Origin of the sequence: Gulosibacter hominis (genome assembly GCF_904842695.1) — a bacterium.
Lineage (GTDB): Bacteria > Actinomycetota > Actinomycetes > Actinomycetales > Microbacteriaceae > Gulosibacter > Gulosibacter hominis.
On sequence record NZ_CAJGWQ010000001.1, the window covers coordinates 148,956 to 167,917 of the forward strand.

16 protein-coding genes are annotated in these 18,962 nt (G+C 61.9%); 7 read left to right on the top strand and 9 right to left on the bottom strand.

What is annotated here, in order from left to right:
* Positions 1-27 precede the first annotated feature (27 nt).
* The 5 genes from JMV54_RS00700 to tkt all read right to left on the bottom strand — a co-directional run bounded on the left by JMV54_RS00700 (position 28) and on the right by tkt (position 7,482).
* A complete protein-coding gene (locus JMV54_RS00700; protein ID WP_201516963.1) occupies positions 28-1,008 on the bottom strand; it encodes a glucose-6-phosphate dehydrogenase assembly protein OpcA in 981 nt (326 codons plus the stop codon).
* A complete protein-coding gene (zwf, locus tag JMV54_RS00705) occupies positions 1,005-2,558 on the bottom strand; it encodes a glucose-6-phosphate dehydrogenase (protein ID WP_201516964.1) in 1,554 nt (517 codons plus the stop codon). Before zwf ends, JMV54_RS00700 begins: the two co-directional genes overlap by 4 nt.
* 3 nt (positions 2,559-2,561) lie before the next feature.
* The gene (locus tag JMV54_RS00710; protein ID WP_201516965.1) at positions 2,562-4,163 is read right to left on the bottom strand and encodes a glucose-6-phosphate isomerase; all 1,602 of its coding nucleotides are present in this window, start codon (positions 4,161-4,163) and stop codon (positions 2,562-2,564) included.
* A 68-nt stretch (positions 4,164-4,231) separates the two neighbouring features.
* Complete coding sequence (tal, locus tag JMV54_RS00715; RefSeq protein ID WP_201516966.1) at positions 4,232-5,326, bottom strand: transaldolase; 1,095 nt, start codon at positions 5,324-5,326, stop codon at positions 4,232-4,234.
* Positions 5,327-5,382: 56 nt separating this feature from the next.
* Entirely contained in the window at positions 5,383-7,482 is a 2,100-nt protein-coding gene (tkt, locus tag JMV54_RS00720; protein WP_201516967.1) for a transketolase, read from the bottom strand.
* 301 nt (positions 7,483-7,783) lie between these two features.
* On the opposite strand from tkt, the gene JMV54_RS00725 reads away from it, so the two are divergent.
* Entirely contained in the window at positions 7,784-8,692 is a 909-nt protein-coding gene (locus JMV54_RS00725) for a heme o synthase (protein WP_201517258.1), read from the top strand.
* Positions 8,693-8,756: 64 nt separating this feature from the next.
* Complete coding sequence (locus JMV54_RS00730) at positions 8,757-10,538, top strand: beta-N-acetylhexosaminidase (RefSeq protein ID WP_201516968.1); 1,782 nt, start codon at positions 8,757-8,759, stop codon at positions 10,536-10,538.
* Here the strand turns inward: JMV54_RS00730 and JMV54_RS00735 are convergent.
* Together JMV54_RS00735 and JMV54_RS00740 are read right to left on the bottom strand one after the other, a co-directional pair.
* Positions 10,535-12,343, bottom strand: a complete 1,809-nt coding sequence (locus JMV54_RS00735) for a pyruvate kinase (RefSeq protein WP_230972742.1) — start codon at positions 12,341-12,343, stop codon at positions 10,535-10,537. The genes JMV54_RS00730 and JMV54_RS00735 overlap by 4 nt on opposite strands.
* Positions 12,344-12,487: 144 nt before the next feature.
* Positions 12,488-13,432, bottom strand: a complete 945-nt coding sequence (locus JMV54_RS00740; protein WP_201516969.1) for a COX15/CtaA family protein — start codon at positions 13,430-13,432, stop codon at positions 12,488-12,490.
* Positions 13,433-13,671: 239 nt separating this feature from the next.
* Between JMV54_RS00740 and sufB the strand changes: the two genes are divergently transcribed.
* The 5 genes from sufB to JMV54_RS00765 all read left to right on the top strand — a co-directional run bounded on the left by sufB (position 13,672) and on the right by JMV54_RS00765 (position 17,810).
* The gene (gene sufB, locus JMV54_RS00745; protein WP_201516970.1) at positions 13,672-15,090 is read left to right on the top strand and encodes a Fe-S cluster assembly protein SufB; all 1,419 of its coding nucleotides are present in this window, start codon (positions 13,672-13,674) and stop codon (positions 15,088-15,090) included.
* A gap of 5 nt (positions 15,091-15,095) precedes the next feature.
* Entirely contained in the window at positions 15,096-16,307 is a 1,212-nt protein-coding gene (sufD, locus tag JMV54_RS00750) for a Fe-S cluster assembly protein SufD (protein ID WP_201516971.1), read from the top strand.
* A complete protein-coding gene (locus tag JMV54_RS00755; RefSeq protein WP_201516972.1) occupies positions 16,307-16,639 on the top strand; it encodes a non-heme iron oxygenase ferredoxin subunit in 333 nt (110 codons plus the stop codon). The genes sufD and JMV54_RS00755 overlap by 1 nt, the downstream gene beginning before the upstream one ends.
* Positions 16,640-17,404, top strand: coding sequence for a Fe-S cluster assembly ATPase SufC (sufC, locus tag JMV54_RS00760; RefSeq protein ID WP_201516973.1), 765 nt, complete (start codon positions 16,640-16,642; stop codon positions 17,402-17,404).
* A 73-nt stretch (positions 17,405-17,477) separates the two neighbouring features.
* Entirely contained in the window at positions 17,478-17,810 is a 333-nt protein-coding gene (locus tag JMV54_RS00765) for a metal-sulfur cluster assembly factor (protein ID WP_201516974.1), read from the top strand.
* A gap of 96 nt (positions 17,811-17,906) precedes the next feature.
* Here JMV54_RS00765 and JMV54_RS00770 read toward each other — a convergent pair whose 3' ends face one another.
* Together JMV54_RS00770 and JMV54_RS00775 are read right to left on the bottom strand one after the other, a co-directional pair.
* On the bottom strand, positions 17,907-18,188 hold the full coding sequence (locus JMV54_RS00770) for a cupin domain-containing protein (protein WP_201516975.1): 282 nt from the start codon (positions 18,186-18,188) through the stop codon (positions 17,907-17,909).
* A gap of 40 nt (positions 18,189-18,228) precedes the next feature.
* Positions 18,229-18,855 (bottom strand): biotin transporter BioY, encoded by a 627-nt coding sequence (locus JMV54_RS00775; RefSeq protein WP_201516976.1) that lies wholly within the window; start codon positions 18,853-18,855, stop codon positions 18,229-18,231.
* Positions 18,856-18,962 lie beyond the last annotated feature (107 nt).

The window sequence follows — 18,962 nt, forward strand, 5'->3', positions numbered from 1 at the left end:
GGACGTGTTCGAGGCTGGGCGCGCTACCTATTGCGCGCCGTGGTGGTCATCGAGCTGCAGGCGCGGAACACCACGAAGCAGCACATCGGCGTACACCTCATCGGGGGCCAGTGAACGAAGTTCTTCGGTGAGCACTTCGGTGACCGTACGCACCGGCAGCGGGATGAGCTGCTCGGGTTGCCCCTCCTGACTGAACCGCAGCGTGTCGGCATCAATACGTTCGAGCACAAACGATCCCGAGTTGCGCTTCAGCGTGACCGAATAGAGGTTCACACGGCTGTTGGCGCTGAGAAGTTCATCGGCCTCGTCCGCGATTGGCACAATTTCAACCGGAACTTCGAGAAAGTGCTGCAGCCACGCCGACATCAGCAACGGCACCGTACTGCCGGCACGGCCAACGACGCGGGCGCCCAGCACCGTCTCAAACGGTGGTTGATCGAGCACCGCCGCCAGCTGTGCACGCCAGCCGGTGATGCGGGTCCAGTCGAGGTGCGCATCCCCGGGGTGAAAATCGGCGGCCAGGCGCCGCAACCGTTCAAGTGTTGAGGCACAGTGCGGTAGCTGGTTGGTAGCCTCATCAACAATGCGCACGGCCGCCAAACGTCCCAGGGGAGTGGTCGAGGGCGAGCCGCCAGCCCAGCGAGGCCACCAAACCACCACGGGCGCGTCCGGCAACAACAGGCCCTGCACGAGGGTCTCGGCGTCTGCCGCTGCCTCGCCACTGGCGTGCAGCACCACGACCTCACCGGCACCGGCATCGCGACCGACACGGATTTCGGCATCCAACTGGGTTTCGGCATCGGGGCTCGTGTGGATCACGATGACGCGCATCGGGTGCTCGCTACTGGCCTCGTTCGCGGCGCGAATGGCTTCTTCATCCACCGTGTTTTCGTTAACAACAACGAGTGTCAGCACTCGGCTGAGCGCCAGCGCGCCGCCCTCCTCACGCACCTCAACGAGTCGGCGGGCGATCTGCGAGGTGGTGGTGTTGGTCAGTTCGATAATCACGGGCGCCTCCACATCCGGCCGTCACGACGCATCAGCGCATCCGCCGACGCCGGCCCCCAAGAACCGGGACGATAAACTTCGGGTGCTCCGGCCGCTGCCCAATACTCCTCAATAGGGTCGAGGATGCGCCACGATAGCTCCACCTCTTCGTGTCGCGGGAATAGGGGCGGGTCACCCAGCAGCACGTCGAGGATGAGCCGCTCATAAGCCTCAGGACTCGACTCGGTAAAGGCGTGTCCGTAGCCCATGTCCATGGTCACGTCACGCACCCGCATCCGAGCACCCGGCACTTTAGAACCGAAACGCATTGTCACGCCCTCATCGGGCTGCACCCGAATCACGAGGGCGTTGGGCCCGAGCGAGGCACGCTCGGCAGGAGCAAACAGGTGCACGGGCGCCGGCTTAAAAGTGATCGCGATTTCGGTAACGCGGCGGCCAAGCCGTTTACCGGTGCGCAGATAGAACGGCACCCCCTGCCAGCGGCGCGAGTCGATTTGCAGGCGCATCGCGGCATAGGTTTCGGTGAGCGACTCGGGGTTCATCCCCTCTTCTTCGCGGAAGGCGCACACGCGTTCGCCGCCCTGCCAGCCGCTGCCGTACTGGCCGCGGGCGGTGGTGAGTCCGAGATCATCACCGAGCCGCACCGCCGCCAGCACCTTTTCTTTTTCGGCACGCAGATCCTTGGCGGTGAACGAAAGCGGTTCTTCCATCGCGGTGAGCGCCAGCAATTGCAGGAGGTGGTTCTGGATTACATCGCGGGCAGCGCCGACCCCGTCGTAGTAGCCAGCGCGACCTGAAACGCCGATATCTTCGGCCATGGTGATCTGGACATGATCCACCCAGTTCGCATTCCACAGCGGCTCGAACATGGTGTTCGCAAAGCGCAGCGCCAACAGGTTTTGCACCGTCTCTTTACCGAGGTAGTGGTCGATGCGGAAAATCGAATCGCTCGGGAAACACGACTCAATGATGTTGTTGAGCTCGCGGGCGCTGGCCAAATCGTGGCCGAACGGCTTTTCAATAATCACCCGGCGCCACTGGTCTCCGATCGATTCGGCCAGGCCCGATCGGCGCAGCTGCTCGGTAACGGCGGCGAACGAGCGCGGCGGAATCGACAGATAGAAGGCGTGGTTGCTGCGGGTTCCACGATCACGGTCGAGCTCGCCGAGCACTCGGGTGAGTTCATCAAATGCCGCATCGCTGTTGAACTCGCCGCTCACGAAACGCACGCCAGCGGCCAGCTGTCGCCAGACTTCTTCGTTCCACTCGGTACGAGCATGGGCGCGAACGCTCTCGAGCACAAAATTGCGGAACTCGTCGTCGTTCCACGGGCGGCGGCCAAAACCAACCAGTGCGAACGAGGGTGAGAGTAAGCCGCGATTGGCCAGATCGTAGATGGCAGGTAGCAGCTTTTTTCGGCTGAGATCGCCCGTAACGCCGAACAGCACGAGACTGCTGGGGCCAGCGATGCGATCGAGACGCCGCTCAATCGGCGGCCGGAGCGGATTATGAGTGGCCGAAACAGGAACCGGAGTCAACTCTGCTGCCATCCCCTAAAGATCACGAAGTGCGTCGAGCAGCTGCTGCGCACCGGCCTCGGGGTCGGTCAGCTCCAGGCGCAGCACCGGCATACCCGCGGCTGCCAGCACCGATGCATCCCCGGCTGCCTGGGCGGCAATCAGGCGACCAAAAGTGAACGGACGGCCGGGGATTTCCACGTCAACGTCTTCATCCGTGGTGATTTGCAAGAACACTCCCACACGCGGTCCGCCCTTGTGGAATTGACCGGTCGAGTGCAAAAAGCGCGGAGCCCAGCCGAAGGTCACCGGACGACGCGAACGATGCGCGATCAATTCGCGGGTCTGGGGAAGCAGCTCGGCAGCCAGCCGGTTGGCGTAGGCCTGGATGCTGACATAGCCGCCCTCGGGCAGCAGCGCGAGCAGGGCCGCGACAGCGTCCTTGACGGATGCGTCGCCTCGCAGCACGTCCTCGGTGCCGCGCACGGCGATTGCGCCGTCAACAAATGCGGCCGGCTCGGGCTCGGGGGTGTTGTCAAGCAGCTCACGCGCGGCGGCCTTTGCCGACTCAACATCGGGCTGGTCGTAGGGGTTGATGCCGATAATTCGACCGGCCACAGCAACCGCCACCTCCCACAGCAGCATCTGCTCGGCCAGCGTGCCCGAAACGGCAATCTCATCGCCCTGTGCGGGAGTGACGGCGGCGTCGGCGACCAGCCGGACCACCTGCAGATCGGGGATGGGGAGCCCAATTTCTGGTGCATCCGCGCCGAGCACTACCGGTAGCAGTCCCTTGCCCTCTTTACCGGTGGATTCGGCAATGAGCTGTTCGGCCCAGTCGCCGAACCCGACGATCGGGGTGCCATCCTCAACGATTCCCACATAGGTCTTGAGCGGGTCACCGCCGGCAAGGGCGGCACCGAGCACCAGACCCGGGTTATCGGGTGAGTCGGCGGCGAGTTCAGCGGCCACGGATTCAGCGTCGGCAAGTACCGCGGCAATGTCCAGACCGGCGAGTCCCGTGGGGACAAGTCCGAAAGCGGTGAGCGCCGAGAACCGGCCACCGACGCTCGGGTCGGCGAGGAAGTGGCGGTACCCCGCCTCCTGCGCCCACTGCGCGAGCGGTGAGCCGGGATCGGTAACGATGCAGATGCGTTCAGCCGGGTCGATGCCGAGCTGCTCAAATGCCGCGATGAACGCGCGACGCTGCGAGTCGGTCTCGACGGTCGAACCCGACTTTGACGACACCACGACGGCGGTGTGCTCGAGGTCGGATTCGAGCACGTCGGCGACGTGTTCCGGGTTGGTCGAGTCGAGGACGTCCAGTTCGATTTGGGCGGTGCGCGCCATCACCTCGGGTGCGAGTGACGAACCACCCATACCGCACAGCACGATTCGCGTGACCCCTTTTGCACGCAATTCATCGCGGGCCGCGGTGATCTGCGCAATCAGCGGCTGTGACACTTCGTGGGCCGCCGTCCAGCCAAGCCGTTTGCTTGATTCATCGACCGCGGCCTCGCCCCACAGCGTGGCGTCCTGTGCAAATAGCCGCGAAGCGAACTGCTCGGCGACAAGCTGATCGAGATAACGTCGAGCTGCACTGGTGGCAGCGTTTGCGGTAGAAACCTTGATGGCCATGAGCGGTTCTTTCTCGGTAGAGCGGGCTGCGGTGGTCGACTGGTTTGAGCTGGGTCTCTTGCGTGAGCTTATTTGTCGGCGGCGAGCTGATCCGCGACGGTTTGCTGCAGTTCACGCCACGAGACAATGAATTTTTCGACGCCTTCGCGTTCGAGCAGCTCGACCACCTCGGTGTAGGAAATGCCGGCGGCGTCGATCTCATCGAGCAGTCGATTAGCGTCGTGGTAGGTGTCGCGAATTGAATCACCGTGTAGCTCACCGTGGTCAGCGAATGCCTCGAGCGTTTTTTCGGGCATGGTGTTGACGGTGTTGTTTGCGACTAGCTCGGTGACGTAGAGCGTGTCGGGTAGCTGCGGGTCTTTTACGCCGGTGGATGCCCACAGCGGGCGCTGCAGCTGTGCTCCGGCATCGAGCAACACTTTGGCGCGCTCCGAGCTGAACATCTCTTCAAAGAGCTGGTAGGCAAGGCGGGCATTCGCGAGCGCGGCGCGGCCGCGCAGCGCGTGGCAGTCGCCCAGCCGACGGTCGATCTCGACATCCACGCGCGACACGAAGAACGATGCGACCGAGTGGATACTCTGCAGATCATTGCCGCGTTCGAGTGCCTGTTCAAGACCGGTGAGGTAGGCGTTGATCACCTCGCGGTAGCGGGGGAGCGAGAAGATGAGCGTGACGTTCACCGAAATCCCGGATGCGATCGCCTCGGTAATTGCCGGCAGGCCTTCGACGGTTGCCGGGATTTTGATCATGGCATTGGGGCGATCGACCTTTGCCCACAGTGCTTTCGCCTCGGCGATAGTGCCCTCGGTGTCATTGGCCAATAGCGGCGAAACTTCAATTGAAACGCGACCGTCGATGCCGCCGGTGGCGTCGTATACGGGACGCATCACATCGCAGGCACGGCGCACATCCTCGGTGGTGATTTCGATGATGGCGCTGTCGACGTCGGCGCCGGCGGCTGCGAGCTGTGACACCTGCTCGGCGTAGCTTTCGCCATCGCGCAGCGCAGCGGCAAAGATCGACGGGTTGGTGGTGACGCCCACGACATTGCGTTCGGTGATGAGCTGCTGCAGCGACCCGGAGGTAAGCCGTTCGCGTGAGAGGTCGTCGAGCCAAATGCTGACGCCGAGTTCAGAGAGTGCCTGGGTGTTGGGGTTCGACATGGTGAGCTGGCTCCTCGGAGTTTTTGTCGGTACGAGAGTGCTGACGGGCTGGCCGACTACTTGCCGGCGGCGATCGATTCGCGCGCGGCCGCAATGACAGCCTCAGTGGTGATGCCGTAGCGGCGCAGCAGATCGTTGCCGTCGGCGGATGCGCCGAAGTCTTCAACCGAGACCGAGCGTCCCTGGCTGCCCACGAAGGGTGCCCAGGTGAGCGCCAGGCCGGCTTCAACACTGACGCGAGCGGTTACTGCGGTGGGCAATACCGATTCGCGGTAGTCATCGCTCTGCTGCGAGAACCATTCCTGGCTCGGCATCGAAACCACGCGGGTTGCGGTGCCCTCGGCCTCGAGCTGCTCGCGCGCGGCAAGTGCGAGCTGCACCTCCGAACCGGTGGCGATCAGAATTACCTCGGGAACGCCACCGCGAGCCTCAGCAAGGATGTAGCCGCCGCGGCTGGTTGCCGTGGCCGACGCGAGTTCGTCACCCCGCGCATCCCCGGTGCCGCGCTGCAGCACGGGCAGGTCTTGGCGGCTGAGAATGAGCCCCACCGGCGCGGTGTGGCGGCGCAGCGCTTCGAGCCACGCCTGTGCGGTTTCGGCGGCGTCGGCGGGACGAACGATCTCTACGTTCGGAATGGCGCGCAGCGAAGTGAGCGTTTCGACCGGCTGGTGAGTCGGGCCGTCACCGCCGAGCGCGATCGAGTCGTGGGTCCACACATAGATGGGTGCGATCCGCATGAGCGCGGCCAGGCGTACGGCCGGGCGCATGTAGTCGCTGAAAATGAGGAAGGTGCCGCCGAAGGGGCGGGTGGGGCCGTGCAGCACGATGCCGTTGAGGATCGCGCCCATGGCGTGTTCGCGCACACCAAAGTGCAGCACCCGACCGGTGAGATCACCGGTCCAGGTCGAGGTGGAGTGCTCGGCGGGAACAAACGACTTCGCGCCCTTGATGACAGTGTTGTTCGAACCGGCAAGGTCGGCGGAACCACCCCACAGTTCGGGGAGTTCGGCCGCGAGCGCGTTAATCACCTGCCCCGAAGCCTTGCGAGTTGAGAGTTTTTCAACACCCTCGAAAGTCGGCAGTGCCTCGGCAATATTTGCGGGCAGTTCGTGGGCCATGAGTCGATCGAAAAGCGCCTTGCGTTCGGGGTTTTTCGCAGCCCAATCGTCAAAACGCGCCTGCCACTGTTCACGCACCGGCTGCATCCGCTCGGCAAGACCGCGCGTGTACTGCAGCACCGCGTCTTCGATGATGAAGTCTTCGTCGGGGTTGAAGCCGAGGATTTCCTTCGTGGCGCGGATCTCATCCGCACCCAGCGCGGCGCCGTGCGAAGCGCCGGTGTTCTGCAGGTTTGGTGCCGGATAGGCGATGAAGTTTTTGAGGATGATGAGCGAGGGCTTGTCGGTCACCTGCTTGGCGGCCTCGATCGCCTCGGCGAGCGCGGGCACATCTTCGGTGACTCGCGTGTGGTTATTGGTCCAGTCGACCACGCGCACATCCCAACCGTAGGCCTCGTAGCGCTTGGCCACATCCTCGGTGAAAGCAATATTGGTGTCGTCTTCGATCGAGATGCGGTTCGAGTCATAAATCGCGATGAGCCGGCCAAGCTGCTGGTGTCCGGCCATCGAACCGGCCTCTGAGGCGACGCCCTCTTGCAGGCAGCCGTCGCCGGCGATCACATAGGTGTAGTGATCGAAGGGGCTTTCACCCTCGGGGGTGTCGGGGTCGAACAGGCCCCGTTCGTAGCGCTGCGCCATTGCAAAACCGACTGCGGTTGAGATGCCCTGGCCGAGCGGGCCGGTGGTCATTTCCACATGTTTGAGATGGCCATATTCGGGGTGGCCGGCGGTGGGGGAACCCCAGGTGCGCAGGTTTTTGAGATCGTCGAGTTCGAGACCAAAACCGCCCAGGTAGAGCTGGATGTACTGAAGCAGCGAGGCGTGCCCGTTCGACAGGATGAAACGGTCGCGTCCCAGCCACTGATCATCGGCCGGGTCATGGTGCATGACGTTCTGATAGAGCAGATGAGCGACGGGCGCGAGACTCATCGCGGTGCCGGGGTGGCCACCCTTTGCAAGTTCGACCGCGTCTGCGGCGAGCAGGCGGGCGGTGTCGGTTGCGCGCTGGTCGAGTTCGGTCCAGTTCACAGTGCTCAAGATGGCTCCTCAACGAGTCGACGGTGTTGCGCCGTTTGGCTTTGCTTCGAGCCTAGCGCGCAGCCGTGGCTCTTCGCTGACGAAACCGCACGAGATGCGGGCGAGTGCGGTGAATTGCGGGATGGGTGTGGCTTTGCAGCCGCGTGACGTTACGTGACTCTGCGCGCGCCTGACGGTAGAATGTCGTGAACGCGTTTGTAAGGGATTGGTGTCTGTGTCAATCAAAAATATTGCCGGTGCGCACACCGGTTCGGTCCACCAGGTCGAGTCCGCGGGCTCGCAAGCTGGCGCCAAGGCGGGTGTGGCGTTGCCGACCTGGCGTCGGAAACTGGCGGCCTACATCTCCCTCGTCAAACCCCGCATCATTGAGCTGCTGCTGATCACCACGCTGCCAACGATGATTCTCGCCGAGCGCGGTATGCCCGATGTGTGGCTGATGCTCGGCGTGCTGGTGGGTGGAGCCATGTCGGCAGGCAGTGCCAACACCTTCAATTGCTATATCGACCGCGATATCGATCGCTTGATGAAGCGCACTTCGAAGCGGCCTCTGGTTACCGGTGAGGTTAGCGACCGCGAGGCGCTCATTTTTGCTTGGACACTCGGCGTGCTGTCGACCGTGGTGCTGTGGGCGGTGTCGAACCTGCTGGCCGCGGTGCTCTCGGTGGTGGCGATTTTGCTCTATGTCGTGCTGTATTCGCTGATTTTGAAGCGTCGCACCGACCAGAACATCATCTGGGGTGGTGTCGCCGGATGTATGCCGGTGCTTATCGGCTGGGCTGCCGTGACCAACTCGCTCAGCTGGGAACCCCTCATCCTGTTCCTGATCGTTTTTCTTTGGACTCCGGCACACTATTGGCCGCTTTCGGTGAAATACGCCGACGACTACGACCGGGCTTCGGTGCCGATGCTCTCGGTTACCGAGGGGGTCGGCTCGGTGGCACTGCAATCGGTGATCTACGCCTGGGCCACGGTCATTGCCAGCCTGATGCTCGTACCGGTGGCACCGATGGGCTGGGTTTACACGGCTGTTGCACTGCTTGGGGGCGTGTGGTTCATTTGGGAAGCACACAAGCTGTACTTCAATGTGGTGCAGGATGATGGTCGAGCTCGGCCGATGCGGGTGTTCCATCTGTCGATCACCTACCTGACGCTTGTATTCCTCGCGGTGGGTATCGACCCGTTCGTCTATCTGGCACTACCGGGACTCTAAGCGGATGTGTTTTCGGCGAGTGTGGCTGACTGTTGTAGCGACAGCGGCCACACTCGCACTGTTATTGCCAACGAACGCAGTGTTACCTGTGGCAGCGCTACCGGCGGCAACCGCAAGCACACCACCCACCGGCAGCGAGTCACCCACCGAGGCCCAGGTGCCATTCACCTCGATCCCGCCGGTGTCACCGGTCGAGCTCGAGACCGGGACCTGGGAGCCCTCAGCACTCGAGCGCATCGTGGTGGTACAAGACGGGCTTACACGGTCGTCAACCGCCAATGACGTCGTCTCCGGCGCGCTTCGCGAAGCTGACCGGCTCGCGCATGAGTTTGCCGCGACCGGGCTCGTGGCGAGCGAACCAACGATTAGCTACACCTCGCCAGAAGTTGTCGAACAGCAGCCCGATGCGGCGCAGCTCGTGCTCTCGCTCGATGAAGGACACCGTGAGCGACGCGATGAGGACGCCCCGAACGACAACGGCACCATTACGGTCGATGAGCGCGGCGTCACGATCACTGCCGCTGACACCACTGGCCTGTTTCGCGCGGGCCGCGCACTGCTACAAACACTGAACGCTAATGGCAAGGTGAGCCACGGCAGCTACGAACTGGGGCAGTCAAGCCCGACTCGCAGCGTGCATCTGGATGTTGCCCGCAAGCGCTACGCCATCGACACCATTGAGCAGCTGCTGCGGCAAATGTCGTGGCTCGGGCTGAACGAGCTCGAACTCCATTTTTCAGAAAATGAAGGCTGGGCAATTGCCAGTGATGCGCATCCCGAAATCGTCAGTGACGACGCCTACACGAAAGCTGAAATCCGCGAACTGATCGCCTACGCGGCCGATCTACACATCCGCATCACCCCGTCACTCGATATGCCGGGGCATCTCGATCACGTGCTTGAAACGCATCCCGAATGGCAGCTGCGGGCGAATGATGGTTCACCGGTATTTGGCGCGCTCAACATTAGTGATCCACAGGCGCGCGAGTTTGCGTTCGAACTGATCGACGAATACGCCGAGCTTTTTGAACCGGGCCCGTGGAATCTTGGCGCCGACGAATTTGTCGACTTTGACGACTACAGCGAGGTCGCGGTGCTGAGTGAATATGCGCGGGCGTATATTGGCGCGGATGCGAACGCCTCGGATGCGCTCACCGAGTTCGTGAACGAGGCGGATGCGCGGCTGCAGCAGCACGGCTACTCGGTGCGCGTGTGGAGTGACGGGATGCTGAAGGGCAGCTCGGTGGCACTCAACCCGGATATTACGGTGGCCTATTGGACGACGCGACCCGCAGACGTGGCTGGTATTGACGAGTTCGCTGTGAACGGTAATCCGCTGCTCAACGTGAACGATGAGTACCTGTATTTCGTGCTCGGTGAACGGGTGGGCTATCGCTATCCCACCGGCGAGGAGATTCTCAGTGATTGGGATGCCGGGGTTTTCCCGGGCGGGCAGCTCGCGGGTGGAGACGCCGAGGTTACCGGCGGCATGTTTGCGGTGTGGAGCGATATTCCCGAGGCACTTGACGATGCCGAATTGCTTGCGCGCCTTCGGCTACCGCTCGCGGCGATGGCGTGGAAGCTCACTATCAGCGAAGAATTGCCAGGCTGGGATGAATTTCAGCAGCTTGTTGAAGAAACCGGCGAGCCGGTTGCGGTGCCTCTGAGCGCGGATGGCAGCGAGGCGCAGGGGGAGTGGCCGGTCGAATCGAGCCCCGCACCCACCGCGAACGAACCTGATGCGCCCGGCAATGGCCCGGGTCTGTTGCCGTGGTTAGTCGCTGTGGGCGCAGCACTGGTGGTAGCCGCCTTCGCCACATTTCGGCGCCGACGGGCGAGCGGCTAGCTGAGGTCAAAGGATGCGAGCGGCCGCATTAGCGAACGCTTTTTATCGACATGGCCACCCATCCGCGAGAGGATCGAGTCAAGCGCCGAAATCGCCTCGACAATGAACGGCCCCTTGTTCAACATCACCGCCTCGGCCCGGCGCGACATGGCCGCATCCGTCACTTCGGCACGCGAGGGCAGGCCCGTGCGGGCGAGTGAGTCGAGCACCTGCGTGGCCCAGATCACCGGCACGTGAGCGGCCTCACAAACCCAGAGAATTTCTTCCTGCACTTCGGCCAGGCGATCAAAGCCGAGTTCGACGGCGAGATCACCGCGAGCGATCATCACCCCAACTTCGCCCCAGCGCATTGCCTCGAGGAGCATCTGGGGGAGCGCCATAAAGCCGGGCTCGGTTTCGATTTTGAGGGTGATCGCCAGTCGGTCGGCACCGAGCTGCTCGAGTTCATGGATGAGGTCGGCGACGTCTTCGCGCGAACGCACGAATGAGAGATTCACCATGTCTGCGTGCTGCGCCACGAACGGCAGATGCGAGCGATCATCGTCGGTGAGTGCGGGGATGCGCAGGGTGGTGTCGGGCAGATTGATGCCCTTTTCAGCACGCAGCTTGACGCCAGCGGCACCGGCACGCACGACATCTACGACGATTTCATTCGGTGTAACTTCGCGGACGAGCCCCTCGATCTTGCCGTCGTCAAAGAGGGCACGGTGGCCGGGGCGCACATCACTGAACGCGGCCTCGAGTGAACAACCGATGCGATGCACGCGCGTGGTGTGTGCGGGCTGGGGTGACATTTCCCGCTGCAAACGAATTTCATCGCCGGCGAGCACCAACAGGTGCTGACGCACCTCGGGAAGCTCACCCACGGTGATCGCATCGAGCGCGCCGGGCTGGATCTGCTGACCGGTTTCGAAATACAACGTGCGGTCAAAAGTGACGACCACGGCAGTCTCATTGGCAGCGACAACCTGCAGTTTGCGGCGCCGGCCGCGCGCATCCCGCATCTTGAGCTGATCGCCAACGCGCAGGTCAGATAGTTTGCCGCGCACCGGAATGACCGTCTCGATTTCGGTTGTGCCGGCTTCGACGCCCTCACCCTCGAGCACAAAACGCACGCGCGCGGGTTCGGTGACCACACCCTGATCGTTGCGCGTGGGTTTGACCTTGATGACTTTGGGGCCGGCTTCAAGGGGACCGGTGCGCAGTTTGGGGCCGCCGAGGTCCATTGCCACGAGCACATCACCGGGGAGTTCACGCACCGAATTCACCATCCGGCTCCAGGCAGTTTCATCATCATGGGCACAGTTGATGCGAGCGAGATCCATTCCGGCGGCACCCATGCGGCGCACGAGCGCATCATCATCGGCGGCCTCAGAGGGCATCGTCACCATGATGCGGGTGTCGCGATCAGCGCTGCTGTGGACGTCACCGAGGGTCGCCATGGTGTTGCGTTCGAGCACAAGGTCGCCACTGTCGAGCGCACCCCAGATGTCGTGACGGTGACGTCCCTCGAGCATGGCCGCAACGGTCTCGATGACGGTCAGCAGCCACGAGAGCACCTCAGATTCGGTGCGGCCAAGGCTCGAGAGGCCATAGGCCGACAGTGATACCTGCAGTGGGCGCAGATCGTGCTGGCGAATTGCCACGTAGTGGACGAGATTGCGGGCGCTGGAACGATGCTGGGGTTGTACCGCGGCGATCTGCTCGACGGCCGCTGCCTCGGCCGCATACAAGCTGTCACGCAGCGCGCACAGCTGCGCGTGCAGCTCTGGTAGAGACAGGACGTGAGCACGCTGGAATTCCATAGTCTTCATTGCATCGCATGAAGGTGAATTACGCGAGCATGTTTGCGGGCGTCCCCGCCTGCCGTGACTGGTCGGAACCAGCATCCCGCAGCAGTGAGCAGGCAGCGCGTGCTATTGATCGCAGCGCTACTCACTACCACAGCGCTATTCAGCCACTTCAGTTGGCCGGCTGAGTTCGCGTCGCAAATTCACCAGCAGCACTGAAAGCATTGCCAAGACGGTTACGGCGAGCACCATGTGGACCGCCACCGACCAGATCGGCAGCCCGGTACGCGCCTGATAAATACCGAACCCAATCTGCATCATGACAAACACCGCGAGCGTGTCGGTGAGTTTTTGCGAGGCATCAAGTTTGGCACGTGCTACCAGGATGCGCAGCACCACGATTGAGATCAGTAGCGCATACCCCGGCCAGGCGTGCACGTGGTGCATGACCACCGGGTCGAGGCCGTTGCGCGCGGCAAGCTCGTCACCGGCGTGGGGGCCAGACCCGGTCGTGAGCACGCCAACGAGCTCGGTGAACCAGCACAGCACCGTCACCACGAGCGCCGCGAACCACGCGCCGCGATCGCGTGTGATCGCGAGGTTTGCGGGAAGCTCGTGGGCTCGCTGCACGCGAGCGAGCTGCAAGCCTGCCAGAGCGGCAAGCAGCGCCGAGAAGAGGAAGTGCACCCCGACGATACGCGGATCGAGTTCGAGCCACACGGTAATTCCACCCACCACGGCCTGCACGATGATGAGAATTCCAATCCACAGCGGAATCCGGCGCAGCCCGAGCTGCTTCGGCGTGCGTACCACCGCGAGAAACGCCAGTAGTGCAACCACCACCAGTACAAATGTGAGCGTGCGGTTACCGAACTCGATCATCCCGTGGATGCCCAGCTCGGGGGTGGGGAAGATCGACTCGGGCGTGCAATAGGGCCATTCCGAGCATCCCAGCCCCGATCCGGTGAGCCGCACCAGCCCGCCGGTGCCGACAATCCCGATATTGGTGATGACGTTTAGCCAGGTGACCACCCGCGTGTAGCGTGTGATCTCGACGGGCATGATTCGGTCGCGGAAGGATGACTGAGTTTGTGCGGGACGCATCGCCATAGTTTCTGGTCGGGAGTTCGCCACCGCTGCTGGATTACGACCGGCCGCGGGCTGGGTAACAGCTGCGAACGGTAATCCACGGTGGCCTAGACTCGTATTGCTGTCGGAAAAGCGAGGCTGCGGAAGCGGCACTACGCGGGCGCGGAATGTTTTGCCGCGCTAGGTTGTTTCATTCTATGTTCGAAACTCCGAACCGCGCCGACGACCGACCACAAAGAGAGGAAGAGCTATCGATGTCTGACGTGCTCATCGACCGCCCTGAACTGAACGACCTAGGAAACTATGAGTTCGGTTGGCATGACACGGATGCGGCCGGTGCTGCGGCGCAGCGTGGTCTCAGCGAAGCGGTTGTGCGGAATATTTCCGAGATCAAAAACGAGCCCGAGTGGATGCTCGAACGCCGGCTTTCGGGTTTGAAGATGTTTGATCGCAAGCCGATGCCGCGCTGGGGCGCTGACCTCAGCGAGATCGACTTTGACAGCATCAAATATTTTGTCCGCGCTTCGGAGCGCCAGGCGACCACCTGGGAAGAACTGCCCGAGGACATCCGCAACACCTACGAGCGGCTCGGCATTCCCGAGGCCGAGCGTCAGCGCCTGGTTGCCGGTGTTGCGGCACAGTACGAATCTGAGGTGGTCTACCACCAGATCAACGAAGAGCTCGAGCGCCAGGGTGTCATCTTCATGGACACCGACACCGCGCTGCGCGAGCACCCGGAGTTTTTTGAAGAATACTTCGGCACCGTGATCCCGGCCGGCGACAATAAGTTTGCCGCGCTCAACACGGCGGTGTGGTCGGGCGGTTCGTTCGTGTACGTTCCCAAGGGCGTCCACGTGGAGATTCCGCTGCAGGCCTACTTCCGTATCAACACCGAAAACATGGGGCAGTTCGAGCGCACGCTGATCATCGCCGATGAGGGCAGCTACGTGCACTACATCGAGGGCTGCACCGCGCCGATCTACAAGACCGACTCGCTGCACTCGGCAGTGGTCGAGATCATCGCCAAGAAGGACGCCCGGGTTCGCTACACCACCATCCAGAACTGGTCGAACAACGTCTACAACCTCGTGACCAAGCGCGCGATCGCTGAAGAGGGCGCCACTATGGAGTGGGTTGACGGCAACATCGGTTCGAAGGTGACCATGAAATACCCGTCGATCTACCTCACCGGTGAACACGCTCGCGGTGAGACGCTCTCGGTAGCGTTCGCCGGACCCGGTCAGCACCAGGATGCGGGCGCAAAGATGATTCACCTGGCACCGCACACCCAGTCTTCAATCGTTTCGAAATCGATTGCCCGCGGTGGCGGCCGATCGGGCTACCGTGGCGAGGTGCGCATCGGTGACGGTGCCTATCACTCTGCAAACTCGGTGATCTGTGACGCACTGCTGGTCGACACCATCTCGCGTTCTGACACCTACCCGGCCATCGATATTCGGGTGGATGACGTACAGCTCGGCCACGAAGCAACCGTCACCAAGGTTTCGGAAGAGCAGCTGTTCTATCTCATGAGCCGCGGTCTGGAAGAAACCGAAGCGATGTCGATGATCGTGCGCGGTTTCATCGAACCGATTGCTCGCGAGCTGCCCATGGAATACGCGCTCGAACTCAACAAGCTGATCGACATGTCAATGGAAGGATCGGTGGGTTAAGCCACATGACGACCGCAAAATCACCGGTGGCGCACAACGCTGAAAAGTTTGTTCCGGTACAGACCCGTTCGGAGCGTCCCAAATCGTTCGTGCCGGCCGATTTCAGTGCGCCCACGAATCGCGACGCCGAGTGGAAATACTCACCGGTAGACAAATTCGCGCCGCTCTTTGTCGACGAGGCGGCACAGGCTCAGCTCAACTATGACGTTGACGCCCCCGAGGGTGTTGAGGTGGCTTCGATCGCTGCCAATGAGGGGCCGCGTGGCCGCGCTTTCATTCCCGAGAACATTGCCTCAGCCATTGCACACGCGCGCACCGAGCAGGCCCTGCTGGTGCGCATCCCTGCCGAGCAAGAAACTGCTGAGCCGGTGCGCGTGCGTATCTCGGGTGATGACGCCACCAAGCGTTCACTCGGCCACATCGTGCTGCATGCCGAGCGTCACGCACGCGGCACCGTAATTCTCGAATACACGGGCTCGGCGCTGCACAGCGAAAACGTCGAGATCGTGCTTGACGACGAATCTTCGCTCAAGGTCATTGCCCTGCACGAGTGGAATGACGACACGGTGCACCTTGGTATCCACCACGCCACCGTCGGCCGAGCAGCGGCGATTGACCACTCGATCGTCACGTTCGGCGGTTCCGCAGTGCGCGTGAACCCCGAGGTGCACCTGGATGGAAACGGTGCCGAATCGGATGTTCGCGGCCTGTACTACGCCGACGCCGGTCAGCACTTTGAGCACCAGGTCTATATCGACCACACCGCCGAGCGCACCCGCACTGATGTCAACTACAAGGGCGCACTGCAGGGTAGCGGCGCACGCACCGTGTGGATTGGTGACGTGCTTATTCGTGAGGGCGCAGTTGGCACCGATAGCTACGAGCAGAACCGTAACCTCGTGCTCTCGGATGGTGCCCGCGCCGACTCGGTACCCAACCTCGAAATTGAATGCGGTGACATCGAGGGTGCCGGACACGCCTCTGCCACCGGCCGCTTCGATGAGGAGCACCTGTTCTACCTGATGGCTCGCGGCATTGATGAGCTCAGCGCCCGACGCCTCGTGGTGCACGGCTTCCTCAACGAGATCGTGCAGCAACTCGATGATGAAGCACTCGCTGAGCGCGTGCAGAACCGTCTCGAAGAAGAACTCAAAGTGGCAGACGCCGCTATTGCAGCGATTTACGAGCGTGAGCAGGCCGAGAAGGAGCGCAAGTAATGGCGTTCGAACGAGTCTGTGCCGCCTCCGAGGTGCAGGTGGACACGCCCAAACGCGTGGTGGTGGGCGAATGGCCCATTGCCGTTGTGCGGGATTCGGCCGGTAATCTCTTCGCGATCGGTGATCGCTGCACTCACGGCGACATCTCGCTGTCGGAAGGCTTTGTCGAGGGATGCGAACTCGAGTGCTGGGCACACGGTTCACGTTTTTCGCTGACCACCGGCTGGCCACAAAACCTCCCGGCATTTGAGCCGGTACCGGTTTTCGAGATCAAGCTCGAAAACGATGACATCTTGATTGATCCCACTCCGATCTACAAGGAGAAAAAATAAATGCCTCAGCTTGTTATTGAAAACCTGCACGTTAGCGTCGAAACCGACCAGGGACCGAAGGAAATCCTGCGCGGTGTGAACCTCACCATCAACTCGGGCGAGATTCACGCCGTCATGGGACCGAACGGTTCGGGTAAATCTACTCTCGCGGCCACTATCGCCGGTCACCCCAGCTATGAGGTGACCGAGGGCTCGATCACCCTCGACGGCGAAGACGTGCTTGAAATGTCGGTGGATGAGCGCGCCAAGGCCGGCCTGTTCCTCGCAATGCAGTACCCGGTCGAGATCCCGGGCGTGACGCTGTCGAACTTCCTGCGCACCGCCAAGACCGCCGTTGATGGCGAGGCTCCGGCGATCCGCTCGTGGATGAAGACCGTCAAAGGCACGATGGAAGAACTCCGCATCGGTGACGAGTTCCTCGCCCGCAACGTGAACGAGGGCTTTTCGGGCGGTGAGAAGAAGCGCGCCGAGATTTTGCAGCTGCGTCTGCTTGAACCGAAGTTCGCCATCCTCGACGAAACCGACTCGGGTCTTGACGTTGACGCTCTGCGCATCGTCTCGGAGGGTGTCAACAACGCCAAGGCCGAGACCGACCTTGGCGTTCTGCTGATCACGCACTACACCCGCATCCTGCGCTATATCAAGCCCGACTTCGTGCACGTGTTTGTGAACGGTCGCATGGTTGAAGAGGGTGGCCCCGAGCTCGCTGAGCGACTCGAAGAAGAGGGCTACGACCGCTACCTCGCGGACGCGAGCAGCAACTAGTCGCTGAGCCCCGGTAGCTCGTCAACGTGGCGCGCTACCGGGGCCCATCCGGGTTCTGAGGAACGGAGACAAGATGGCACTGATCACGCTAGAGCCGGCGCGATACGACGAAATCGAAGAGGCGATCAAGGACGTTGTCGACCCTGAGCTGGGCGTCAACATTGTCGATCTCGGGCTCGTTTATGACCTGCACTGGGAAGACGAGCTGGATGCGTTGATTATTTCGATGACGCTCACCTCGGCCGGCTGCCCGCTCACCGATGTAATCGAAGACGATATCGCCAAGGCCTTGGACGGTGTCGTGGAACGGTTCAAGATCAACTGGGTGTGGATGCCGCCGTGGGGGCCCGAAAAGATCACCGATGACGGACGCGAAATGATGCGTGCGCTCGGGTTCAATATTTAGCCCGGTTGGGGTAACGCCAGCATTGAAATGGGCGGATGCGGCACCGATTTGTGGTGCCGCATCCGCCCATTTTGCAGTCGTGTTTTGAGAGCCGTGCTACTTGAGGTATTCGACCTCGATAAAGACGACATCGCTGTCGCCGCGGTTTTCGTTTTCGTGCTCCGAGCCGGCATCGCGACCGTAGGCTGTGCCCGGTTTTAGTGCCGCTTCAATGAGTTCGCCGTCGGCGGTGGTGACGTGCATCAGGTTATCGCTGAGCGGAACGACCACATAGTCATATTCGTGGCGGTGCATCGGAATCGTGCCACCGGGCTGGATGGTCCACTTGGTGGCGCGGAATCGATCGTTTTCGAAGACAATCTCACTGTGGCTTTTCATAGCGTCATCCTAGTGGTACTGCGAGCACTAAATGATCGAATTAGTTGTTTGCGTCGCGCTCGACCGTGCGCACGAGTCGCCAGGCCAGGGGCAGTAGGGCAGCGGCGAGCAGCCACTTCACGATGCCACCAATGATGAACGGGGTTACACCGTACTGCATTGCGAGCGCGAAGTTCATGTCGGTGCCGAGCTGTTCGAGCGCGACCCACATGTACGGTACGCCAAAAACAAACGGCACCAGGCTCGCCCCAAAAAAAGCGACAAGTGAGAGCAGCGGGCGACGGTCCCAGTTGCGTTGCGCGAGCCAGCCAATAAGCGCAGCTGCAAATACGAAACCGATGATGAACCCGAACGAGGGTTTAGCGACGCTCGCGATACCGCCGGTCAAACCAGCAAATACCGGCAGTCCCGCAAGCCCCGCGACGAGATAGGTGAGCAGCGCCGCGGCGCCACGCCAGGCACCCAGAGTGGCACCAACGAGCATTACGCCGAGCGTTTGGCCGGTGATGGGTACCGGCCACATCGGAATCTCCACCTGTGCCAGCAGGGCAACGGTCGCGGCACCGGCGCCGATCAGCGCAATATTTGCGGCCGCGGAGCGGCTAGTGACCAGGTGGTCAGCGAGGACGGTGCCGTGGGTGGTGAGGGATGATGCGCTGCTGGTCATTGGCGGGTTTCCTTCGGCTGGTGAGTGCGCCGAAATGTAATCGGCGGCGTGGTTTGATAAAAAGTTGAACGGTGTTCAACGCGCTTGAACAGTGTTCAAGATAGCCA

Coding starts and splice junctions, on each gene's coding strand:
- JMV54_RS00740 (WP_201516969.1), bottom strand. CDS start 13,432: ATGCGTCCCGCACAAACTCAGTCATCCTTCCGCGACCGAATCATGCCC.
- JMV54_RS00775 (WP_201516976.1), bottom strand. CDS start 18,855: ATGACCAGCAGCGCATCATCCCTCACCACCCACGGCACCGTCCTCGCT.
- JMV54_RS00755 (WP_201516972.1), top strand. CDS start 16,307: ATGGCGTTCGAACGAGTCTGTGCCGCCTCCGAGGTGCAGGTGGACACG.
- JMV54_RS00710 (WP_201516965.1), bottom strand. CDS start 4,163: ATGGCCATCAAGGTTTCTACCGCAAACGCTGCCACCAGTGCAGCTCGA.
- JMV54_RS00735 (WP_230972742.1), bottom strand. CDS start 12,343: ATGGAATTCCAGCGTGCTCACGTCCTGTCTCTACCAGAGCTGCACGCG.
- sufC (WP_201516973.1), top strand. CDS start 16,640: ATGCCTCAGCTTGTTATTGAAAACCTGCACGTTAGCGTCGAAACCGAC.
- tal (WP_201516966.1), bottom strand. CDS start 5,326: ATGTCGAACCCCAACACCCAGGCACTCTCTGAACTCGGCGTCAGCATT.
- JMV54_RS00765 (WP_201516974.1), top strand. CDS start 17,478: ATGGCACTGATCACGCTAGAGCCGGCGCGATACGACGAAATCGAAGAG.
- JMV54_RS00770 (WP_201516975.1), bottom strand. CDS start 18,188: ATGAAAAGCCACAGTGAGATTGTCTTCGAAAACGATCGATTCCGCGCC.
- sufB (WP_201516970.1), top strand. CDS start 13,672: ATGTCTGACGTGCTCATCGACCGCCCTGAACTGAACGACCTAGGAAAC.
- sufD (WP_201516971.1), top strand. CDS start 15,096: ATGACGACCGCAAAATCACCGGTGGCGCACAACGCTGAAAAGTTTGTT.
- zwf (WP_201516964.1), bottom strand. CDS start 2,558: ATGGCAGCAGAGTTGACTCCGGTTCCTGTTTCGGCCACTCATAATCCG.